This window comes from Coriobacteriia bacterium, from assembly GCA_030652115.1.
In the GTDB taxonomy this organism is placed as follows: domain Bacteria; phylum Actinomycetota; class Coriobacteriia; order Anaerosomatales; family Anaerosomataceae; genus UBA6100.
Genome location: JAUSBK010000001.1, coordinates 59,295 through 74,904, shown reverse-complemented (window position 1 = coordinate 74,904; position 15,610 = coordinate 59,295). Strand labels below are relative to the sequence as shown.

Below are 15,610 nucleotides of genomic sequence, written 5' to 3'. Positions count from 1 at the left end.
CCCCTGACACCCTTACACTGTAAGCGTACAGCGTAAGGGTACGCTGCGCCACGCGGTCCGTCAAGCCCGATTCGAGAGAACATGTCAGGCGCGTTTCGTCGTGTCAGAAAGGCCACCCGGCAGTCTGTATCCGCTAGAATGTATCGAGTCGCCGCAACACCACGGAAACACGCCGGCACAGGCTTCGCACATGCGCCCCGGTGGTACCCGGCCACTCCCGCCCGGCCACGCCACCGTAAGGAGCGCCCGCATGCCGCGTCGCGACGACATCAGCAAGGTCATGATCATCGGCTCCGGCCCGATCGTCATCGGTCAGGCGTGCGAGTTCGACTACTCGGGCACGCAGGCGTGCAAGGCGCTGCGCGCGCTTGGCTACAAGATCGTGCTGGTGAACTCAAATCCGGCGACGATCATGACCGACCCGGTGATGGCCGACGAGACGTACATCGAGCCGCTCAACATCGAGACGCTCGAGCGGATAATCGCCGCCTCGCGCCCCGACGCGCTGCTGCCGAACCTCGGCGGGCAGACGGCGCTCAACCTCTCGCTCGAGCTGAACCGCCGCGGCATCCTCGCGAAGTACGGCGTGCGGATCATCGGCGTGAGCCCGGATGCAATCGAGCGAGGCGAGGACCGGCTCGAGTTCATGAAGACGATGGAGCGCCTCGGCATCGAGACCGCCAAGGGCATCACGGTCCAGAGCGTGGAGGACGCCGAGAAGATCGCGGCTGACTTCGGCTACCCCGTGGTGATCCGGCCGGCGTACACGATGGGCGGCACCGGCGGCGGCATCGTCTACAACGTGGAGGAGCTGCGCACCATCTGCGCGCGCGGGTTGCAGGCGTCCATGGTGGGGCAGGTGCTCGTGGAGGAGTCGGTGCTCGGCTGGGAGGAGCTCGAACTCGAGGTCGTGCGCGACGCCAAGGGGCAGATGATCACGGTGTGCTTCATCGAGAACGTAGACGCGATGGGCGTACACACCGGCGACTCGTACTGCACCGCGCCGATGCTGACGATCTCACCCGAGCTGCAGGCGCGACTCCAGGACTACTCGTACCGCATCGTCGAGGCCATCGAGGTCATCGGCGGCACGAACGTGCAGTTCGCGCACGACCCGGAGACTGACCGCGTGGTCGTGATCGAGATCAACCCGCGCACGAGCCGCTCGAGCGCGCTCGCGTCGAAGGCCACCGGCTTCCCGATCGCGCTCGTCTCGAGCCGCCTGGCGGGCGGCCTCACGATGGACGAGATCCCGTACTGGCGTGACGGCACGCTCGAGAAGTACACGCCGGGCGGGGAGTACGTGGTCGTGAAGTTCGCGCGCTGGGCCTTTGAGAAGTTCCCGGGCGCGGTCGACAAGCTCGGTACGCAGATGCGGGCGGTGGGCGAGGTCATGTCCATCGGCAAACACTACAAGGAGTCGCTCCTGAAGGCGATCCGCTCGCTCGAGAACGGGCGCATGGGCCTCGGCTTTGCGAAGGACTTCTACCGCCGGGACCTTTTCGAGCTCATGTCGATGCTCGCCGAGCCCACGAGTGAGCGGCAGTGGGTGATGTACGAGGCGCTCCGCAAGGGTGCCGACATCGACGAGCTCGTCGCGCGGACGCACATCAAGCGATGGTTCATCGAGCAGATGGCCGAGCTGGTGGCGCTCGAGGAGGAGATTCTCGCGTACGCGGCGGACGCGGGCGTTGCGGGTGCGGGCGCGAAGGCGAGCGAGACGCTACCCGACGAGATCTTGGTGCGTGCGAAGCGTGACGGGTTCGCCGATGCGTACCTCGCGCGCCTCCTTGGCGTAAGTGAGGCTTCGATCCGCACCCGGCGTCTCGCGCTCGGCGTGAAGCACGCCTACGAGCCGGTGCCGGTGAGCGGTGTCGAGGACGCCGCCTACTACTACTCGACATACAACGCCACAGACGCGGTGCCCGTCTCGGATGCGCGCAAGATCATGGTGCTCGGCGGCGGGCCCAACCGCATCGGTCAGGGCATCGAGTTCGACTACTGCTGCGTCCACGCAGCGTTTGCGCTGCGCGAACTCGGCTTCGAGACCATCATGGTGAACTGCAACCCGGAGACCGTCTCCACCGACTACGACACCTCGGACAAGCTCTACTTCGAGCCGCTCACGGTCGAAGATGTGCTCGCCATCTACGACAAAGAGCGCCCCGAGGGCATCATCTGCCAGTTCGGGGGTCAGACGCCGCTCAACATCGCGCGTGCGCTCGAAGAGGCAGGTGTGCCGATCGTGGGCACGACGCCCGAGACGATCGACCTCGCCGAGGACCGGGACCGCTTCCGCGAGATCATGGAGAAGCTCGAGATCCCGATGCCGGAGTCGGCGATGGTCTCGACGCTCGACGACGCGCTCGAGGCGGCGGCGAGCATCGGCTACCCGCTGATGGTGCGGCCGAGCTACGTGCTCGGCGGGCGCGGCATGGAAGTCGTCCACGACGAGGACATGCTGCGCATGTATGTGGCCGCCGCCGTGGACGTGACGCCCGAGCGGCCGCTGCTGATCGACCGCTTCCTCGAGAACGCGATCGAATGCGAGGCCGACGCCATCGCCGACGGTACGGACGCCTTTGTTCCCGCGGTGATGCAGCACATCGAGTACGCGGGCATCCACTCGGGCGACTCGGCATGCGTGATCCCGCCGGTCATCATCTCGAACGAGGACCTCGCCACCATCGACGACTACACCAGGCGCATCGCCATCGAGTTGGGCGTCGTGGGCCTCATGAACATGCAGTACGCGATCTCCGACGGTGTCGTATATGTGCTCGAGGCCAACCCTCGCGCGTCGCGGACGGTGCCGCTCGTGAGTAAGGTCTGCAACATCCAGATGGCGCGCCTTGCCACCCGGGTGATGATGGGCGAGAAGCTCGCCGACCTCGCGCTCGAGCGCAAGCCGATCCCGCACTTCGGCGTAAAGGAGTCGGTCTTCCCGTTCAACATGTTCCCCGAGGTGGATCCGCTGCTCGGCCCCGAAATGCGCTCCACCGGCGAGGTGCTCGGTCTCGCCGACTCCTACGGCCTCGCGTTTTTCAAGGCGCAGGAGGCCACGGGCACGAAGCTGCCCGAAGAGGGCTGCGTGCTCATCACCGTGGCCGCGCGCGATCGCGAGCACGTGCTGCCTGCGGCGCGCGAGTTCGCCGACATCGGATTCCGCATCATGTCCACGAGCGGCACGGCCGCATTCCTCGCCGAGAACGGCATCGAGACTGCGGCGGTGCTCAAGCTGCACGAGGGTCGGCCGAACATCGAGGACGCGATCGCTAACGGCGAGATCCAGCTCGTGGTGAACACGCCGGCGGGCAAGTCGAGCGAGTTCGACGACTCCTACATCCGCAAGACGGCGATCAAGCACCGCGTGCCGTACATCACCACCACCTCGGCGGCGCTTGCGGCGGCACAGGGGATCCGTGCCCACCGGGAGTCGGCGGGCACGGTGCGTTCGCTGCAGAGCTACCACGCGAGCATCGGATAGCGCTACTCGGCGGCGCCCGGGGTGTCAGTCATCTCCTCGATCGAGGTGATCACGATCTCCGGCCCCGCCATGCGGACCGAGACGCCGCTAAACCGCGTGCCGGTGACCGAGACGGTCTTGCCGAGCAGCGCCTCAAGCTCGGCCTCGAACTCGCCGGCGTTCGCGATCACGGCGATGTTCCCGTCGCCTTCCGGGCTGCCGGTCAGCGCGTAGAAGCCGCCTTCAAGATCGATCCACTCGAGCGTGCCGAGGGCGAGGACGGTGCCGTCCTCCTGGTCGTACAGTCCGTTCGCGAGCCGCAGGCCGGTCGAATCGTCGGCGGGCGGTGAGGCGCCTTCGTCGGGTGCCGGTGTCTCGGCCGCGCATGCGCCGAGCGTGAGGGCGAGTACCATCGCAAGCAGCATGAGTGGGATTCGCGTCTTCATTGCGGGCCTCCTTGAGTGGATGTCGCTGATCGTTGGACGTCCCGGCGCGCTTCCGGGTTCACGTGCCGAAGTGCTGCAGCACGCGGAGCGCCCGGTAGGTGAGCCACCGGCTCGGCTGGCCCTTCTCCTCAACGTCGGCGAGCATCTTGCCGTTGAAGGTGTTGCGCAGCTTCCAGCGCATCTGGTCATCGGCGGCGGCGCGCACCACGTCGAGGGCCGGCTCGTACTCGGGCCGCGCGGGCCCGCCGTGGAGCGCGAGCGCGAACAGCGCCTCGAGCGCATCGGAGTTGTACGAGAGGGGATAGCCGAAGCGCAGCCACCCGGCCTTCTCCTTGTAGTGCAGCAGCGGGTGCTCCCCGAGATACCGCTCGCGCAGCCCGTCGCGCTCCGAGGACTTGGCCGTGTAGAAGACGTCGAAGAACTCGCGCCCCTCCTCGGGCAGACAGCGATGCACCTGCTTGTCGCGCAGCACGCGGACGCACTCGTCTCGCAACGGCTCCGCGCCGTCGGGCCACGATGTCTGCGGCATCTCGGCGAGGAACAGCAGCAGCTTCGGCGCGAGCATGTGGCAGTAGCCGTTGAGCGTGGACGAACTCGCGCCCCAATCCTTCGGCGCGTCGTCTTTCTGGGAGTAGATGGCGCCGCAGGTGAGGCAACCGAAGGTGTCGAGAAGCTTCACGCAGTAGGCGAGCGCATTCGTGAGCCGCTCATCGTCGGCGTAGCCGAGGCGGGCGAGCGCGCGGCCCACGTTGGCCGTGAGGCAGGGGATGGATGCGGCCGGACGGCCGTTGCACGACCACGAGCCGTCCTCCAGTTGGCGCGAGAACGCGTACGCGGCCGCCGCCTGCACGCGCTCGTCGTCACCGCTCGCGTAGAGCTCGCCGAGGAAGTGCACCTGCCACAGCGACCCGCCGTACTTCCGGTAGTCCTGCGACGGCCTGCCCCAGGAGCCGTCCTCGTCCATGAGGTCGAGGATCCGGGCAACCGGCTCGTACTCGTTGCGCCGCGACCACAGCGCATCGAGCGCCGGGGTGACCGACTCCCCCAGCACCTCGCGACTGACGAGCACCGCCACCGCCGGGTTGTCTTCGGCGGTGAGCCAGGCGATCGTGGGGTCGGGGACGGCCGGGCGAGTGCTCATGCCTTCCTCACCGGCATCAGGACCTCGGTCAGGTACTCCTCCGGCGGGACTTCGGCCGGATCCGAGTAGTAGCGCTCCATCGGCGGCCCATCGAGCACGTAGCCGTTCTCGCCGATCCAGCGCCAGAGCATCTCGTAGGTGGGAGCCACCGTTTCGTACGGCCCCTTGTGCATCGCCGAGGCAGCGAGCGTGGCCGGCACGTGCCTGATCCCAATGCCCGAGGCGTCGGCAGGAGCCTCGGCGGGATCGCCCGCAACAGGCGCCCAGAGCTCCCACACCGCATCGGCCTCAGGGGTCTCCGGCGGCATGGTGAGGTACACCGCCGCGGGCATGCCCAAAGGCTGCAGCCCGTGCTGCCCGATCCACGCGTAGAGCCGACCGTATCCCTCGGGTGTTTGCGCGTACCGGCCGTGCATTGTGATGTAGGCTATGGCAACGGGCTCTGTCGTGATCACGCTGGGTTCTGTCATGAGAACCACCCCCCGGGACGGGTATATGCCCGCAGAGTGCGCGACGGACACGGGCGCGTGGGAATGCGACGGCTCGCGCGCCGCGGAGCCGATGTGCAGACAGACGAAGGGGGACCAACGCATGAAGAGAGTACTGGTCGGCATCGTGGTGATAGCGCTCGCGCTCGGACTCGTCGGGTGCAAGAGCATCCAGGACAAGATCGGCGAGGAGATCGGTGAGGGGATCGTCGGCGCGGCCACGGATAGCGATGTGGAGGTCAACGACGACAGCGTCACGATCCAGACGGACGATGGCGAAGTCACGATCGCGAACGACACGGGCGAGATGCCCGATGGCTTCCCGTCCGACTTCCCGCTGTACGACGACTACGTGCTTGATGGCGCGTCGAGCGTCGCGAGCGGCGGAACCACCACCTACTACATCAACATGACCTCCGAAGACGAGGTCACCGAGGTATTTGAGTGGTACAAGGCGGAGTTCGACGACGGCTGGACGACGACCGGCGACACGTTCTTCACGGACTCAGGGAGCAGCAGCGGGATGCTGACCGCCGAGAAGGGCGACATGGAGGCAACCGTAAGCATGACGACCGAGAACGACGGGACCACGTTCGGCGTGATCCTGGTGGTCACGGACTAGCACAGGGCCGCGACGCTTCCGGCTCGAACGCGAAGAAGGGCCGCTCCGCTCTATCGGCGGGGCGGCCCTTTGGCGACCGCTACAGGGAGATCGAGCCGGTATCACTCTGAGTGTCGCTCCGCAGCGCGGTTACTCCACAACCACGAGGGACGCTGTGGTGATCGAGCTCGTGCTGGTGTCGCCCGTGGGGCCGCCCACCGGCTCTGCGATAACGATCACGGTCGAACCCGCAGCGAGGTCGCCCGCACCCTCGACGTACGCGATCACGGTGTTCTCATCGGTATAGACGGTCTGCGAGCCGCTTTCGAGCGAGATGGTGATGCTGTCCTCGGCGACCTCGATGACCTCGCCTTCGAGGTTGCCGCCGCGCGTTGGACCGCCGAGGGCGGCCCCATCGCCCATGTTCTCTTGCAGCCAGGCCTGCCGTTCCTCATCGGTCATGTCCTCGATCTCGGCCTGCTCCTCCTCGGTCAGGCCGGGCATCGCCCCGCCGCGCATGCCCTGCGCTCCGCCGCCGGCCGGGAATCCGGTCTGCGTCTGCGAGCCTTGGAACAGCGTGCCTCCCCAGAATGCGCCGCCCACGAGGACGAGCACCGCCACCGCGAGAATGATGGCCTTCACGGGACCCTTCATGACTGTCTCCTTTCGTGCTGCCGCCCGTGGGCGACGGGTCGGATCACTGGTATCTGAGCGCCTCGATCGGGCTGAGCGCTGCGGCCCGACGGGCAGGGTAGTAGCCGAAGACGATCCCGATGGCGGCGCACACGCCGGCGGCGAGCAGCACCGAATCGAGGGTGATGATCGCCGAGTAGTCGAGGAGCTCGGCGGCCAACGTGCCGATGCCCCATCCGGCCAGCACGCCGAAGCCTCCGCCGAGGAGCGTGAGGACGACCGACTCGGTGAGGAACTGCGCGGAGATCGCGCTGCTGTCCGCGCCGATAGCCTTGCGCAGGCCTATCTCCCGCGTGCGCTCGGTCACGGTGGTGAGCATCATGTTCATGATCCCGATGCCGCCCACCAGGAGCGAGATGCTCGCAATGCCGGCGAGCAGGGTGGTGAACGTGCTCGTGACGTCCTCGATGGTCGAGAGCATGTCGGTCATGTTCTGGATCTGGAAGTCGGCAGAGTCGACATCGGCGATGCCGTGCTGTTGGAGCAGCAGCGCCTCGACCGTCGCCTCGGCAGTATCCATCTGCTCCTCGTCGGTGACGGTGACCGTGATCGCCGAGAGGTACTCGCTCCCGGTGACGTAGCGCTGGCAGGTCGAAAGAGGGATAAGCGCCGCCGAGTCGGTGTTGGTGAAGCCCGAGGTGCCCTTCTCCTCGAGCACGCCGATGACGGTGAGCAGCATGTTGCCCGAGCGGACCTTCTCGCCCACAGGGTTCACGCCTTCACCAAAGAGGTCCTCGGCGAGCGTGGCGCCGAGCACCACCACCTGCGCGTTCTTCTCGTCGTCTCGCGTGGAGATGAACGAGCCGGTCGTGACCGTGAGGCCCTTGACGGTGGCGTACTCGGGGGTCACGCCGTAGACGGTCGTGCTCGAGTTCGCCTCACCGGCCACCAGCTGCGCCTGACCTGAAGACGAGGGCGCTACGTCGCCTACGAGTTCGAGGCCGGACAGCGCCTCGGCATCCTCGCGCGTGAGCGAGTCGACGCTCGTGCCGAACGACCGCGCGCCTGCACCGATCTGCCCGCCTGCCGAGGGCGAGATGGTGAGCATGTTCGAGCCGGCCGCCTGGATGCTGCTTTCAATCGAGGCCTTCGAGCCTTCGCCGATGGCGACCATGGCGATGACCGAGGCGATGCCCACGACGATGCCGAGGATGGTGAGGCCGCTGCGCACCTTGTTCGAGGTGAGCGAGTTGATCGTCTCGGCGATGAGGTCGGCGAAGCTCATGAGGGCTCACCGGCCCCGTCGCCGTAGCGCGGGACGTGCGCCGACGCCGTGGAGGCGTCCTCTATGATGACGCCGTCGGTGATGCGCACCACGCGCTTCGTCTTCCCGGCGATATCCGGCTCGTGCGTGATGAGCAGGATCGTCCGGCCTTCGTCGTTCAGGCGCGCGAAGAGCTCCATCACCGCATCGCCGGTAACTGTGTCGAGGTTGCCGGTGGGTTCGTCGGCGAGGATGAGCGACGGGTCGTTCACGAGCGACCGCGCGATCGCCACGCGCTGCATCTGCCCGCCGGACAGTTCGTTGGAGCGGTGCGTCCAGAGCTTCTCGTCGAGCGACACCGCCCGGAGCGCCGCCGCCGCCCGGTCCTCCCGCTCGTCGCGCGGCACGCGAGTGTAGATCATCGGCATCACCACGTTGCGCATGACCGATGACCTCGGCAGCAAGTTGAACGCCTGGAAGACGAACCCCACGGTCTCACGCCGGACCTCGGCCAGCTCGTAGTCATCAAGCGTGGCCACATCGCGTCCCGCGAGGAAGTACTGGCCTTCGGTGGGCGTGTCGAGACAGCCGAGGATGTGCATGAGCGTGGACTTGCCCGAGCCCGACGGCCCCATGACCGCCGCGAACTCGCCCTCTTCGATGCTGAGCGACACGCCACGCAACGCGCGCGTTTCGGCGTCGGCGGCGTCGTAGATCTTCACGAGGTCGCGGGCGTCGATCACCGGCGGACGCTTTGGAGTCTCCAGTACGTGCGTCGCCATCACTGGCCGCCCATCGGGCCGCCGCTGGGAGGTGTGCCGCCGCCCATGCCGCCTCCGCCGCCGAAGTTGAGGAGTCCCGAGCCGCTGTCGTTGTCCTCGATGTCGGACTCATCGCTGCTGTCGATCGTCTGGGTGACGACCATGTCGCCCTCGGCGATGCCCGAGAGGATCTCGGTCTGGGTGTCGCTCGCCAGACCGGTTTCGACCGTCACCTGCGAGGACTCGGCTGCGCCGTCGGACATCAGGAGCACGTAGTAGCCGCCGTCGCCGTCGGACTGCACGGCCGAGTTGGAGACGACGAGCACGCTCTGCGCGACGTCGGTCACGATAGTGGCCGAGGCCGACATGCCGGGGCGCAGGCGCGGATCGGCCTTGTCGATGGACACGTACACGTCGAACGTGACAACGCCTGAGGAGTTCGTGCCCTCGTCGGCGATCTCGTAGATCTTGCCTGTCGCGGTGATGTCGGTGAAGGCGTCGAACCCGATGTCGGCGCGCTGCCCGATTTCGAGCGTGGGGAGGTCCACCTCGTTCACCGTGAGGTGCACCATGAGTGGCTGCTCGGGCGCCATCACGACAGGCGCGGTCGAGGAGCTCGCGCTCGTGGTGGTCGCCCCCATCGTGCTCGTCGCGCCCGACGTGGTGGCGGAACCCGTGCTGCCACTGCTTGTCGACACGCTATCGCCCACTTCGACGGAGAGCGTGTACACCTGGCCGCTGCACGGCGCGGTGACCGTGAGGTCGTCCTCGGCAGCGACGGCCTCGTCATACGAATCGTCGGCTGCGGCGACCTGCGCGTTGGCGGAGGCCACCTGCGCCTTTGCGACTGCGACGTCGCCTTCGGCTGCCGCGATGTCGGCCGAGGTGACGGTGGGGGTGGGCTCGGCGCTCCTCGCGTAGAGCGTGCTCAGCGTGGACTTCGCTTTGGTGAGCTGCAGCCCGGCCTGCGTGACGCTTTGCTGCGCCTGGCGCAGGCCCACGAGCGCCTGGGCGGAGGCCGCCTCGGCATCGGCGGGGTCGATGGTGAACAACACGTCGCCCGTTGCGACGACCGAGCCCTCGGCGACCGCAAGCGAGGCGACCGTGCCGCCGGTCTCCGGGTAGACGTCCGTCGTGGTGCCGACCGCGAGCGTCCCGGTTCCGGAGACGGTGGAGGAGATCGTGCCCACGGAGGCAGCCTCCGTCTGGTAGCTGATGGTGCTCTCCGCCTCACTGCCGCCGCGCATGAGCACGTACGCCGTGCCCGCCACGACGACGAGCATCCCTGCGGCTATCCAGCCGCGATATCGCCTGATTCCCTTCGACAGTGACATGCCGCCCCCATCTCGTTCGCTGGCCGTTCACGAACTACCGTAGGGCGGCAGCGTGCGGCGCCTGTCGGACGGATGTGGTGATGTCGTGGAGTGCGGATGGAGAGGCGCGCTTCGCGCGGGCTACAATAGTCGCGCACGGTCGGCGCGCGCAGGGCCGGATTGACCCGATAGAAGGAGACCCGCCGAATGCGATCGGTTCCCCGCTGCATGAGCACCCAGCACCCCGACAACGCGTCGGTGCCGTTCTTCGCCTCAACGCAGGTGCTCGCCGGCGAAGACGAGATCAAGGAGGCCTTCTACGCCTACTCGCACCTCGGCTGCGACGAACAGATGTGGGACGTCGAGGGCAAGGAGATCGACTCCTTCGTGGTGAAGAAGCTGCTCTCGTACTACGAGCCGTTCTTCCGCACCAACACGCTTGGCGAAGACGTGCGGCTCACCGTGCGCGTGCCCAACCCCGCCGTGGAGACCGCCGAGGCGAAGGTCCTGCTGGAGACGCTCGAGAGCATCCCGCGATCCTTCGACGCCGCGCAGCTCTTCTACGGACGCGACGTGACCCCGATCTTCGAGGTCATCCTGCCGATGACGACCTCGGTGGAGGACATCGACCGCATCTACCGCTACTACGCCGACTTCATGGTCGGCCGTCAGTACCAGGCGCTCCGTCCGGGCGATATCTCGGTGGCCGAGTGGCTTGGCCCCACACGTCCTGACCGCATCAGCGTCATCCCGCTCTTCGAGGACCTGGACGGCATGTACAACGCCGCTTCGGTGGTGGAGGCGTATCTCGCCGACAAGGAGATCGCCGATCAGCGCGTCTTCCTGGCGCGCTCGGATACGGCAATGAACTACGGCCTCGTGAGCGCGGCGCTCTCGAACAAGATCGCGCTTGCGCGGCTCGACGCCCTGGCCGGTCGATGCGGCACGCGCATCCACCCGATCCTCGGCATGGGCTCCGCGCCGTTCCGGGGCGGGCTGTCGCCGGTCACCGCCGAACGGGTGGGGCGCGAGTATCCGAGCGTGGCGACGTTCACCATCCAGTCGGCGTTCAAGTACGACTACCCGCCCGACGAAGTCCGCGCGGCCATCGGGCTGCTGGAGTCGCAGGAGGTCGGGCCCGCACCTGCGATCGACGAGGAGCGCGCCGGTGCGATCATCGCACGCTACAGCGAGGCGTACCGCGCGCAGGTCGTCTCGCTCTCGGACGCCATCAACCGCCTCGCGGCCTTCGTGCCGAAGCGGCGCGCCCGCAAGCTGCACGTCGGTCTCTTCGGCTATGCCCGCCAGCTCGGCGACGTGACGCTCCCGAGGGCGATCGCGTTCACCTGCGCGCTCTACTCGATCGGGCTGCCGCCCGAGCTGCTCGCGCTCGATGCGCTCACCGCAGACGACCTGGTGTTCGTGCGCGAGGCCTACCCGTCGTTCGACGCCAAGATCGCCGAGGCACTGCGCTTCGCCGACCTCGACGGGCCGCAGGTGCCGAAGGCGGTCAGCGACGCCGTGGTGCGCGCAGGCTACGACTGGGAGCCCGACAGCACCCATCTGGAGCTCGTACGACGGATACGCGAGGCGCTCGGCGCGCGGCAGGAGATGCTGCTCCCCGAGACCTCGTGTTGCGCGCTGCGCTGGTGAGGCGCTTCCTCGGCTAAGACTCGACGGGGTCCGCGAAGCACGAAGGGCCCGCCCGGGTGATTCCGGACGGGCCCTCTTCATGTGCGGAGGCGGTAGAGCGCCTAGTAGGTCTCTACGAAGATCTCGTAGTGGGCCTGCGGGTGCGCGCACGCCGGGCAGAGCTCGGGTGCCTCGGGGCCTTCGTGTATGTAGCCGCAGTTCCGGCACTTCCATCGTACGACGGTGTCGCGCTTGAAGACGGTGCCGCCTTCGACATTCGCGAGTAGCTTGCGATACCGGGCCTCGTGCTTCTCCTCGACCTCGGCGATCTCGCGGAACGACTCGGCAACCTTGGGGAAGCCCTCCTCCTCGGCGATCGTCGCGAACTCGGGGTAGAGCTCGCCCCACTCCTCGTGCTCGCCGTTGGCGGCGGCGAGCAGGTTCTCGGCGGTGGTGCCGATGATGCCGGCGGGGTACATCGCGGTGATCTCGAGCATGCCGCCTTCGAGATACTTGAAGAAGACCTTAGCGTGCTCGCGCTCGTTCTCGGCGGTCTCCAGGAAGATGGCCGCGATCTGCTCGTAGCCGTCCTTCTTGGCCACGCTCGAGAAGTACGTGTAGCGCGTGCGGGCCTGGCTCTCGCCGGCGAAGGCCTTCAGCAGGTTCTGCTCGGTGCGGGTTCCTTTGATGGTCATACTCCGGACTCCTCACTGTCGGGGACGGGACGGGGCCGCCGAACGGGGCAGCGTGTTCTCACATAGTACCCGTGGGCCGCGGCGCCTCACCGCCTTTCGGCCGAAAGGTCGCAGTGGCGGGCCGGATGGCGCCAGGGCATGGAGAATTTCACCCGGGTGATATTGACGTGCTGAATTTCATACGGGTAAAATTGGCCGCAGCCCACGCGATGCAGGAGGCTAGCTTCATGAACACCGATCTCACACGCACGTGCATAGCATTTGCGGGCAGCCGCTGCCTCGAGCGCGGTCGGCTCGCCGAAGTGGCGCTGGCCGCCAAAGCCGAGCTCGACGCGCGGCCTGATGCCAGCGTGTTCATCTTCGACGACGAGACGTCCGAGCCGGTGGAGATCGACTTTCGCGGCGACGCGCGGGACGTGATGGAGCGATTGGCGGCCGCGATGGCTCCCGCCGAGGCAGTCCCGGCCGCACGCGAGCATCGCTCGCCCGGCCGCCCCAAGCTCGGCGTGGTGGCGCGCGAAGTCACGCTGCTGCCGCGCCACTGGGAGTGGCTCGCCGCACAGCCGGGCGGCGCGTCAGTGACGCTACGCAAGCTCGTTGAGGAGGCGCGGCGGAGCGGCGTCGGTGATGGGACGCGGCGCACCGCGCAGGAGGCCGCATTCCGCTTCATGAACGCTGTGGCCGGTAACGAGCCGGGATTCGAGGAGGCCGTTCGGGCGCTCTACGCAGGAGATGCCGCGGCGTTCGCATCGCGCACGGACGCCTGGGCGCCCGACGTGCGGGACCACGCGCACCGGCTGGCGGAGCGGGCGTTCTAGGCGGGCGCGAGCTGACCACGCACGCACGAACCGCCCGCGTTCACTGCGGCGAGCGGCCCTCGGCGGCGGCGACGACCGTGGCGGTGATGCGGCGCGCCCGCGTCTCGGCCCGCTTCGCGCTCGCGATCCAGTAGAGCGCTATCTGCTTGGCCGAGTCGGGCAATGCCGCGAACCCCGCCGCCGCCCGCCCGTCCGCCGCGAGTGCGGTCGCGAGGTCCTCGGGCATCACGAGTGCCTCGATCTCGTCGAGGAGCGTCCACGCGCCGCTCGCCTTCGCGGCGTCGATCACCGCAGCACCGGCCGGTTGCATCCGGCCTTCGGCGATCAGGCGTTCGACCCGCTCCTTGTTCGAGCGCGCCCACGTGCCGTCGGGCTTGCGCGGCGTGAACAGCTGGAGGTAGCGCTCGGCATCCAGACGCCGCGCCGTGGTGTCGATCCACCCCCAGCAGAGCGCCTCCTCGACGGCCTCCTCGTAGCCAGGCGCCGCTGCGCCAGCGTGCTTCTTCGCGAGCGCGAGCCAGGCGCCGTCGGAGGTTGCGTGATTCGCGGCGAGCCAGGCGTGCCACTTGGCGGCCGAGCTGAGTTCGAGCAGCGGGCGGTCGGCCTTCGGCGTGCTCACGGTGAGCCTCCGGTCACTCCAGGATCTGCGCGAGATACGTGGCGGCCTTCTGGCCGCTATCCGGTGCGATCGCCACCGCGATCCCGCTCCGGGCGTCGTCGCCGAGGTACTGGAGCGTGCCAGCGAGTATCGCACCCGCCGACGGACCCACCATGAGCGCCTCTTCCCGGTACAGGCGGCGCGTGGCCTCGTCTGCCATGGCGTCATCGACCCACACGATCTCGTCGATCACCGACATATCGAGGTTGGCGGGCACGGCGGTCTCCTCCATGTTCTTGAGGCCGGAGATGTGGTGCCCACGCACCGGCTGCACGCCGATGGTGCGGATCGAGGGATCCTTCTCCTTCAGGAAGCGGCTTGTGCCTACGAGCGTGCCGCACGTGCCGAAGCCCGCGAAGAAGTAGCGGATCTTCCCCTCGGTCTGCGCCCAGATCTCCGGCGCCGTCGATTCGTAGTGGGCGCGCGCGTTGTCCGCGTTGTCGTACTGGTTGGGCATCACGTACTTTGCAGGGTCGCTGTCGCGGATCGCCTCGGCCATGCGAAACGCCACGTCCATCGGGTGCAGGCCCGAGTCGTCGTCGGCGGGCGTGAGGCGCACCTCGGCCCCGAACGCGCGCAGCAGGGCGGTCTTCTCGGGGGAGAGAACGTGGGGAGCGGTGGCGATCATCGGCACGCCGAGCTGCGCGCAGATGGCCGCGAGCGCGATTCCTGTGTTGCCGCTCGTGGCTTCCACGAGCGTCTTGCCTTCGAGCTCACCGCGTTCGGCGAGGCCCCTGAGCAGCCACTTGGCGGTGCGGTCCTTGATCGAGCCGAAGGGGTTCACCCATTCGCACTTCACGTAGAGGTCCACGGCGGGATTGGGGAGCGTGCGATTGAGCCGAACGAGCGGCGTGGGATGGTCGACGTCGCCGCACAGGTCGAGCAGGTCGTCGTACCGGGCCAGCCGGGAATCGTTGCCGAGCGACACAGATGCCTCCCAGGAGCAGTGGTCAGTAGAGCGAGGATACACGAGGGCCCGCCTGGTATGCTCGTGTCATCGGCCATCGTCCGGAGAGTCGAGGTGCTCATGGGTGACGACATACACGGCGGACCGCACATCGAGCCCCTCGAGGACGGCCCGCTGCGCTACCGTCGTGGCGACGATTCGGAGCACCAGGGAACGCTTCAGGGTCCCGACCGGATGCCGCTCTCCATCCGCGACAGCGCGCTACTGTGCAGGTGTGGCGCTTCGGACCGCAAGCCGTTCTGCGATGGATCCCATGTCGCGACTGGCTTCTCGAGCAAGCGCGTGTGGAAGCCCGGCGCAGGCAGGCTCGTGGACCATGTGGGCGCCCACGTGACCATCCACGACAACCGCGCGCTGTGCGCGCACGTCGAGTACTGCGTGCTGGAACTGCCGGGCGTGTTCGATCGCAGCAAGCGTCCCTGGGTCGATCCGGACGGTGCGAGTGCCGAAGAGATCATCGCGCTCGTCCGCAAGTGTCCGTCGGGTGCGCTCAGCTGCACGGTTGACGGCGTGTTGTACCGCAACTACGAAGACCGCCCTCCCACGGTGATCGCGTCGGCCGAGGGTCCGTACTTCCTCGAAGGCGGGGTACGCGTCATCGACGAGCCGCACGCCGAGGGCGAGTCGCACGAGCACTGCACGTTGTGCCGATGCGGCCAGTCGCGGAACAAGCCGCGCTGCGACGGCAAGCACTGGGACGTCGGTTTCACCGACCGCAAGGACTAGC

Annotated in this window: 15 protein-coding genes; 5 read left to right on the top strand and 10 right to left on the bottom strand. The window is 67.6% G+C overall.

The window, feature by feature from the left end; genetic code table 11:
- Positions 1 to 250: 250 nt before the first annotated feature.
- The gene (carB, locus tag Q7W51_00410; GenBank protein MDO8846838.1) at positions 251 to 3,487 is read left to right on the top strand and encodes a carbamoyl-phosphate synthase large subunit; all 3,237 of its coding nucleotides are present in this window, start codon (positions 251 to 253) and stop codon (positions 3,485 to 3,487) included.
- A 2-nt stretch (positions 3,488 to 3,489) separates the two neighbouring features.
- Here carB and Q7W51_00405 read toward each other — a convergent pair whose 3' ends face one another.
- The 3 genes from Q7W51_00405 to Q7W51_00395 are packed head-to-tail and all read right to left on the bottom strand — an operon-like array spanning position 3,490 to position 5,523.
- Positions 3,490 to 3,912 carry a hypothetical protein gene (locus tag Q7W51_00405; GenBank protein MDO8846837.1) on the bottom strand — a complete coding sequence of 141 codons (423 nt, stop codon included), beginning with the start codon at positions 3,910 to 3,912 and terminating at the stop codon, positions 3,490 to 3,492.
- Between the two features lie 58 nt (positions 3,913 to 3,970).
- Positions 3,971 to 5,053: a hypothetical protein gene (locus tag Q7W51_00400; protein ID MDO8846836.1), complete on the bottom strand. Its 1,083-nt coding sequence runs from the start codon at positions 5,051 to 5,053 to the stop codon at positions 3,971 to 3,973.
- Complete coding sequence (locus tag Q7W51_00395; GenBank protein MDO8846835.1) at positions 5,050 to 5,523, bottom strand: GyrI-like domain-containing protein; 474 nt, start codon at positions 5,521 to 5,523, stop codon at positions 5,050 to 5,052. The genes Q7W51_00400 and Q7W51_00395 overlap by 4 nt, the downstream gene beginning before the upstream one ends.
- A 121-nt stretch (positions 5,524 to 5,644) precedes the next feature.
- Here Q7W51_00395 and Q7W51_00390 point away from each other — a divergent pair, with 121 nt between their 5' ends.
- The gene (locus tag Q7W51_00390) at positions 5,645 to 6,163 is read left to right on the top strand and encodes a hypothetical protein (protein MDO8846834.1); all 519 of its coding nucleotides are present in this window, start codon (positions 5,645 to 5,647) and stop codon (positions 6,161 to 6,163) included.
- Between the two features lie 129 nt (positions 6,164 to 6,292).
- On the opposite strand, the gene Q7W51_00385 is transcribed toward Q7W51_00390, so the two are convergent.
- From Q7W51_00385 to Q7W51_00370, 4 genes are read right to left on the bottom strand one after another with little or no spacing between them, the layout of a single operon-like run.
- A complete protein-coding gene (locus Q7W51_00385) occupies positions 6,293 to 6,796 on the bottom strand; it encodes a hypothetical protein (GenBank protein MDO8846833.1) in 504 nt (167 codons plus the stop codon).
- 43 nt (positions 6,797 to 6,839) lie between these two features.
- Entirely contained in the window at positions 6,840 to 8,060 is a 1,221-nt protein-coding gene (locus Q7W51_00380; GenBank protein ID MDO8846832.1) for an ABC transporter permease, read from the bottom strand.
- Entirely contained in the window at positions 8,057 to 8,821 is a 765-nt protein-coding gene (locus Q7W51_00375; GenBank protein MDO8846831.1) for an ABC transporter ATP-binding protein, read from the bottom strand. The genes Q7W51_00380 and Q7W51_00375 overlap by 4 nt, the downstream gene beginning before the upstream one ends.
- Positions 8,821 to 10,134, bottom strand: a complete 1,314-nt coding sequence (locus tag Q7W51_00370; protein MDO8846830.1) for an HlyD family efflux transporter periplasmic adaptor subunit — start codon at positions 10,132 to 10,134, stop codon at positions 8,821 to 8,823. Before Q7W51_00370 ends, Q7W51_00375 begins: the two co-directional genes overlap by 1 nt.
- 186 nt (positions 10,135 to 10,320) lie before the next feature.
- Between Q7W51_00370 and ppcA the strand changes: the two genes are divergently transcribed.
- Entirely contained in the window at positions 10,321 to 11,766 is a 1,446-nt protein-coding gene (gene ppcA, locus Q7W51_00365; GenBank protein MDO8846829.1) for a phosphoenolpyruvate carboxylase, read from the top strand.
- 101 nt (positions 11,767 to 11,867) lie between these two features.
- On the opposite strand, the gene Q7W51_00360 is transcribed toward ppcA, so the two are convergent.
- A complete protein-coding gene (locus Q7W51_00360) occupies positions 11,868 to 12,440 on the bottom strand; it encodes a rubrerythrin family protein (GenBank protein MDO8846828.1) in 573 nt (190 codons plus the stop codon).
- A 227-nt stretch (positions 12,441 to 12,667) separates the two neighbouring features.
- Between Q7W51_00360 and Q7W51_00355 the strand changes: the two genes are divergently transcribed.
- The gene (locus Q7W51_00355; GenBank protein MDO8846827.1) at positions 12,668 to 13,258 is read left to right on the top strand and encodes a DUF2239 family protein; all 591 of its coding nucleotides are present in this window, start codon (positions 12,668 to 12,670) and stop codon (positions 13,256 to 13,258) included.
- Between the two features lie 40 nt (positions 13,259 to 13,298).
- Here Q7W51_00355 and Q7W51_00350 read toward each other — a convergent pair whose 3' ends face one another.
- Together Q7W51_00350 and Q7W51_00345 are read right to left on the bottom strand one after the other, a co-directional pair.
- Entirely contained in the window at positions 13,299 to 13,877 is a 579-nt protein-coding gene (locus Q7W51_00350; protein ID MDO8846826.1) for a YdeI/OmpD-associated family protein, read from the bottom strand.
- A 13-nt stretch (positions 13,878 to 13,890) separates the two neighbouring features.
- Positions 13,891 to 14,844 (bottom strand): cysteine synthase family protein, encoded by a 954-nt coding sequence (locus Q7W51_00345; GenBank protein MDO8846825.1) that lies wholly within the window; start codon positions 14,842 to 14,844, stop codon positions 13,891 to 13,893.
- Between the two features lie 57 nt (positions 14,845 to 14,901).
- Between Q7W51_00345 and Q7W51_00340 the strand changes: the two genes are divergently transcribed.
- Entirely contained in the window at positions 14,902 to 15,609 is a 708-nt protein-coding gene (locus Q7W51_00340) for a (4Fe-4S)-binding protein (GenBank protein MDO8846824.1), read from the top strand.
- Position 15,610 lies beyond the last annotated feature (1 nt).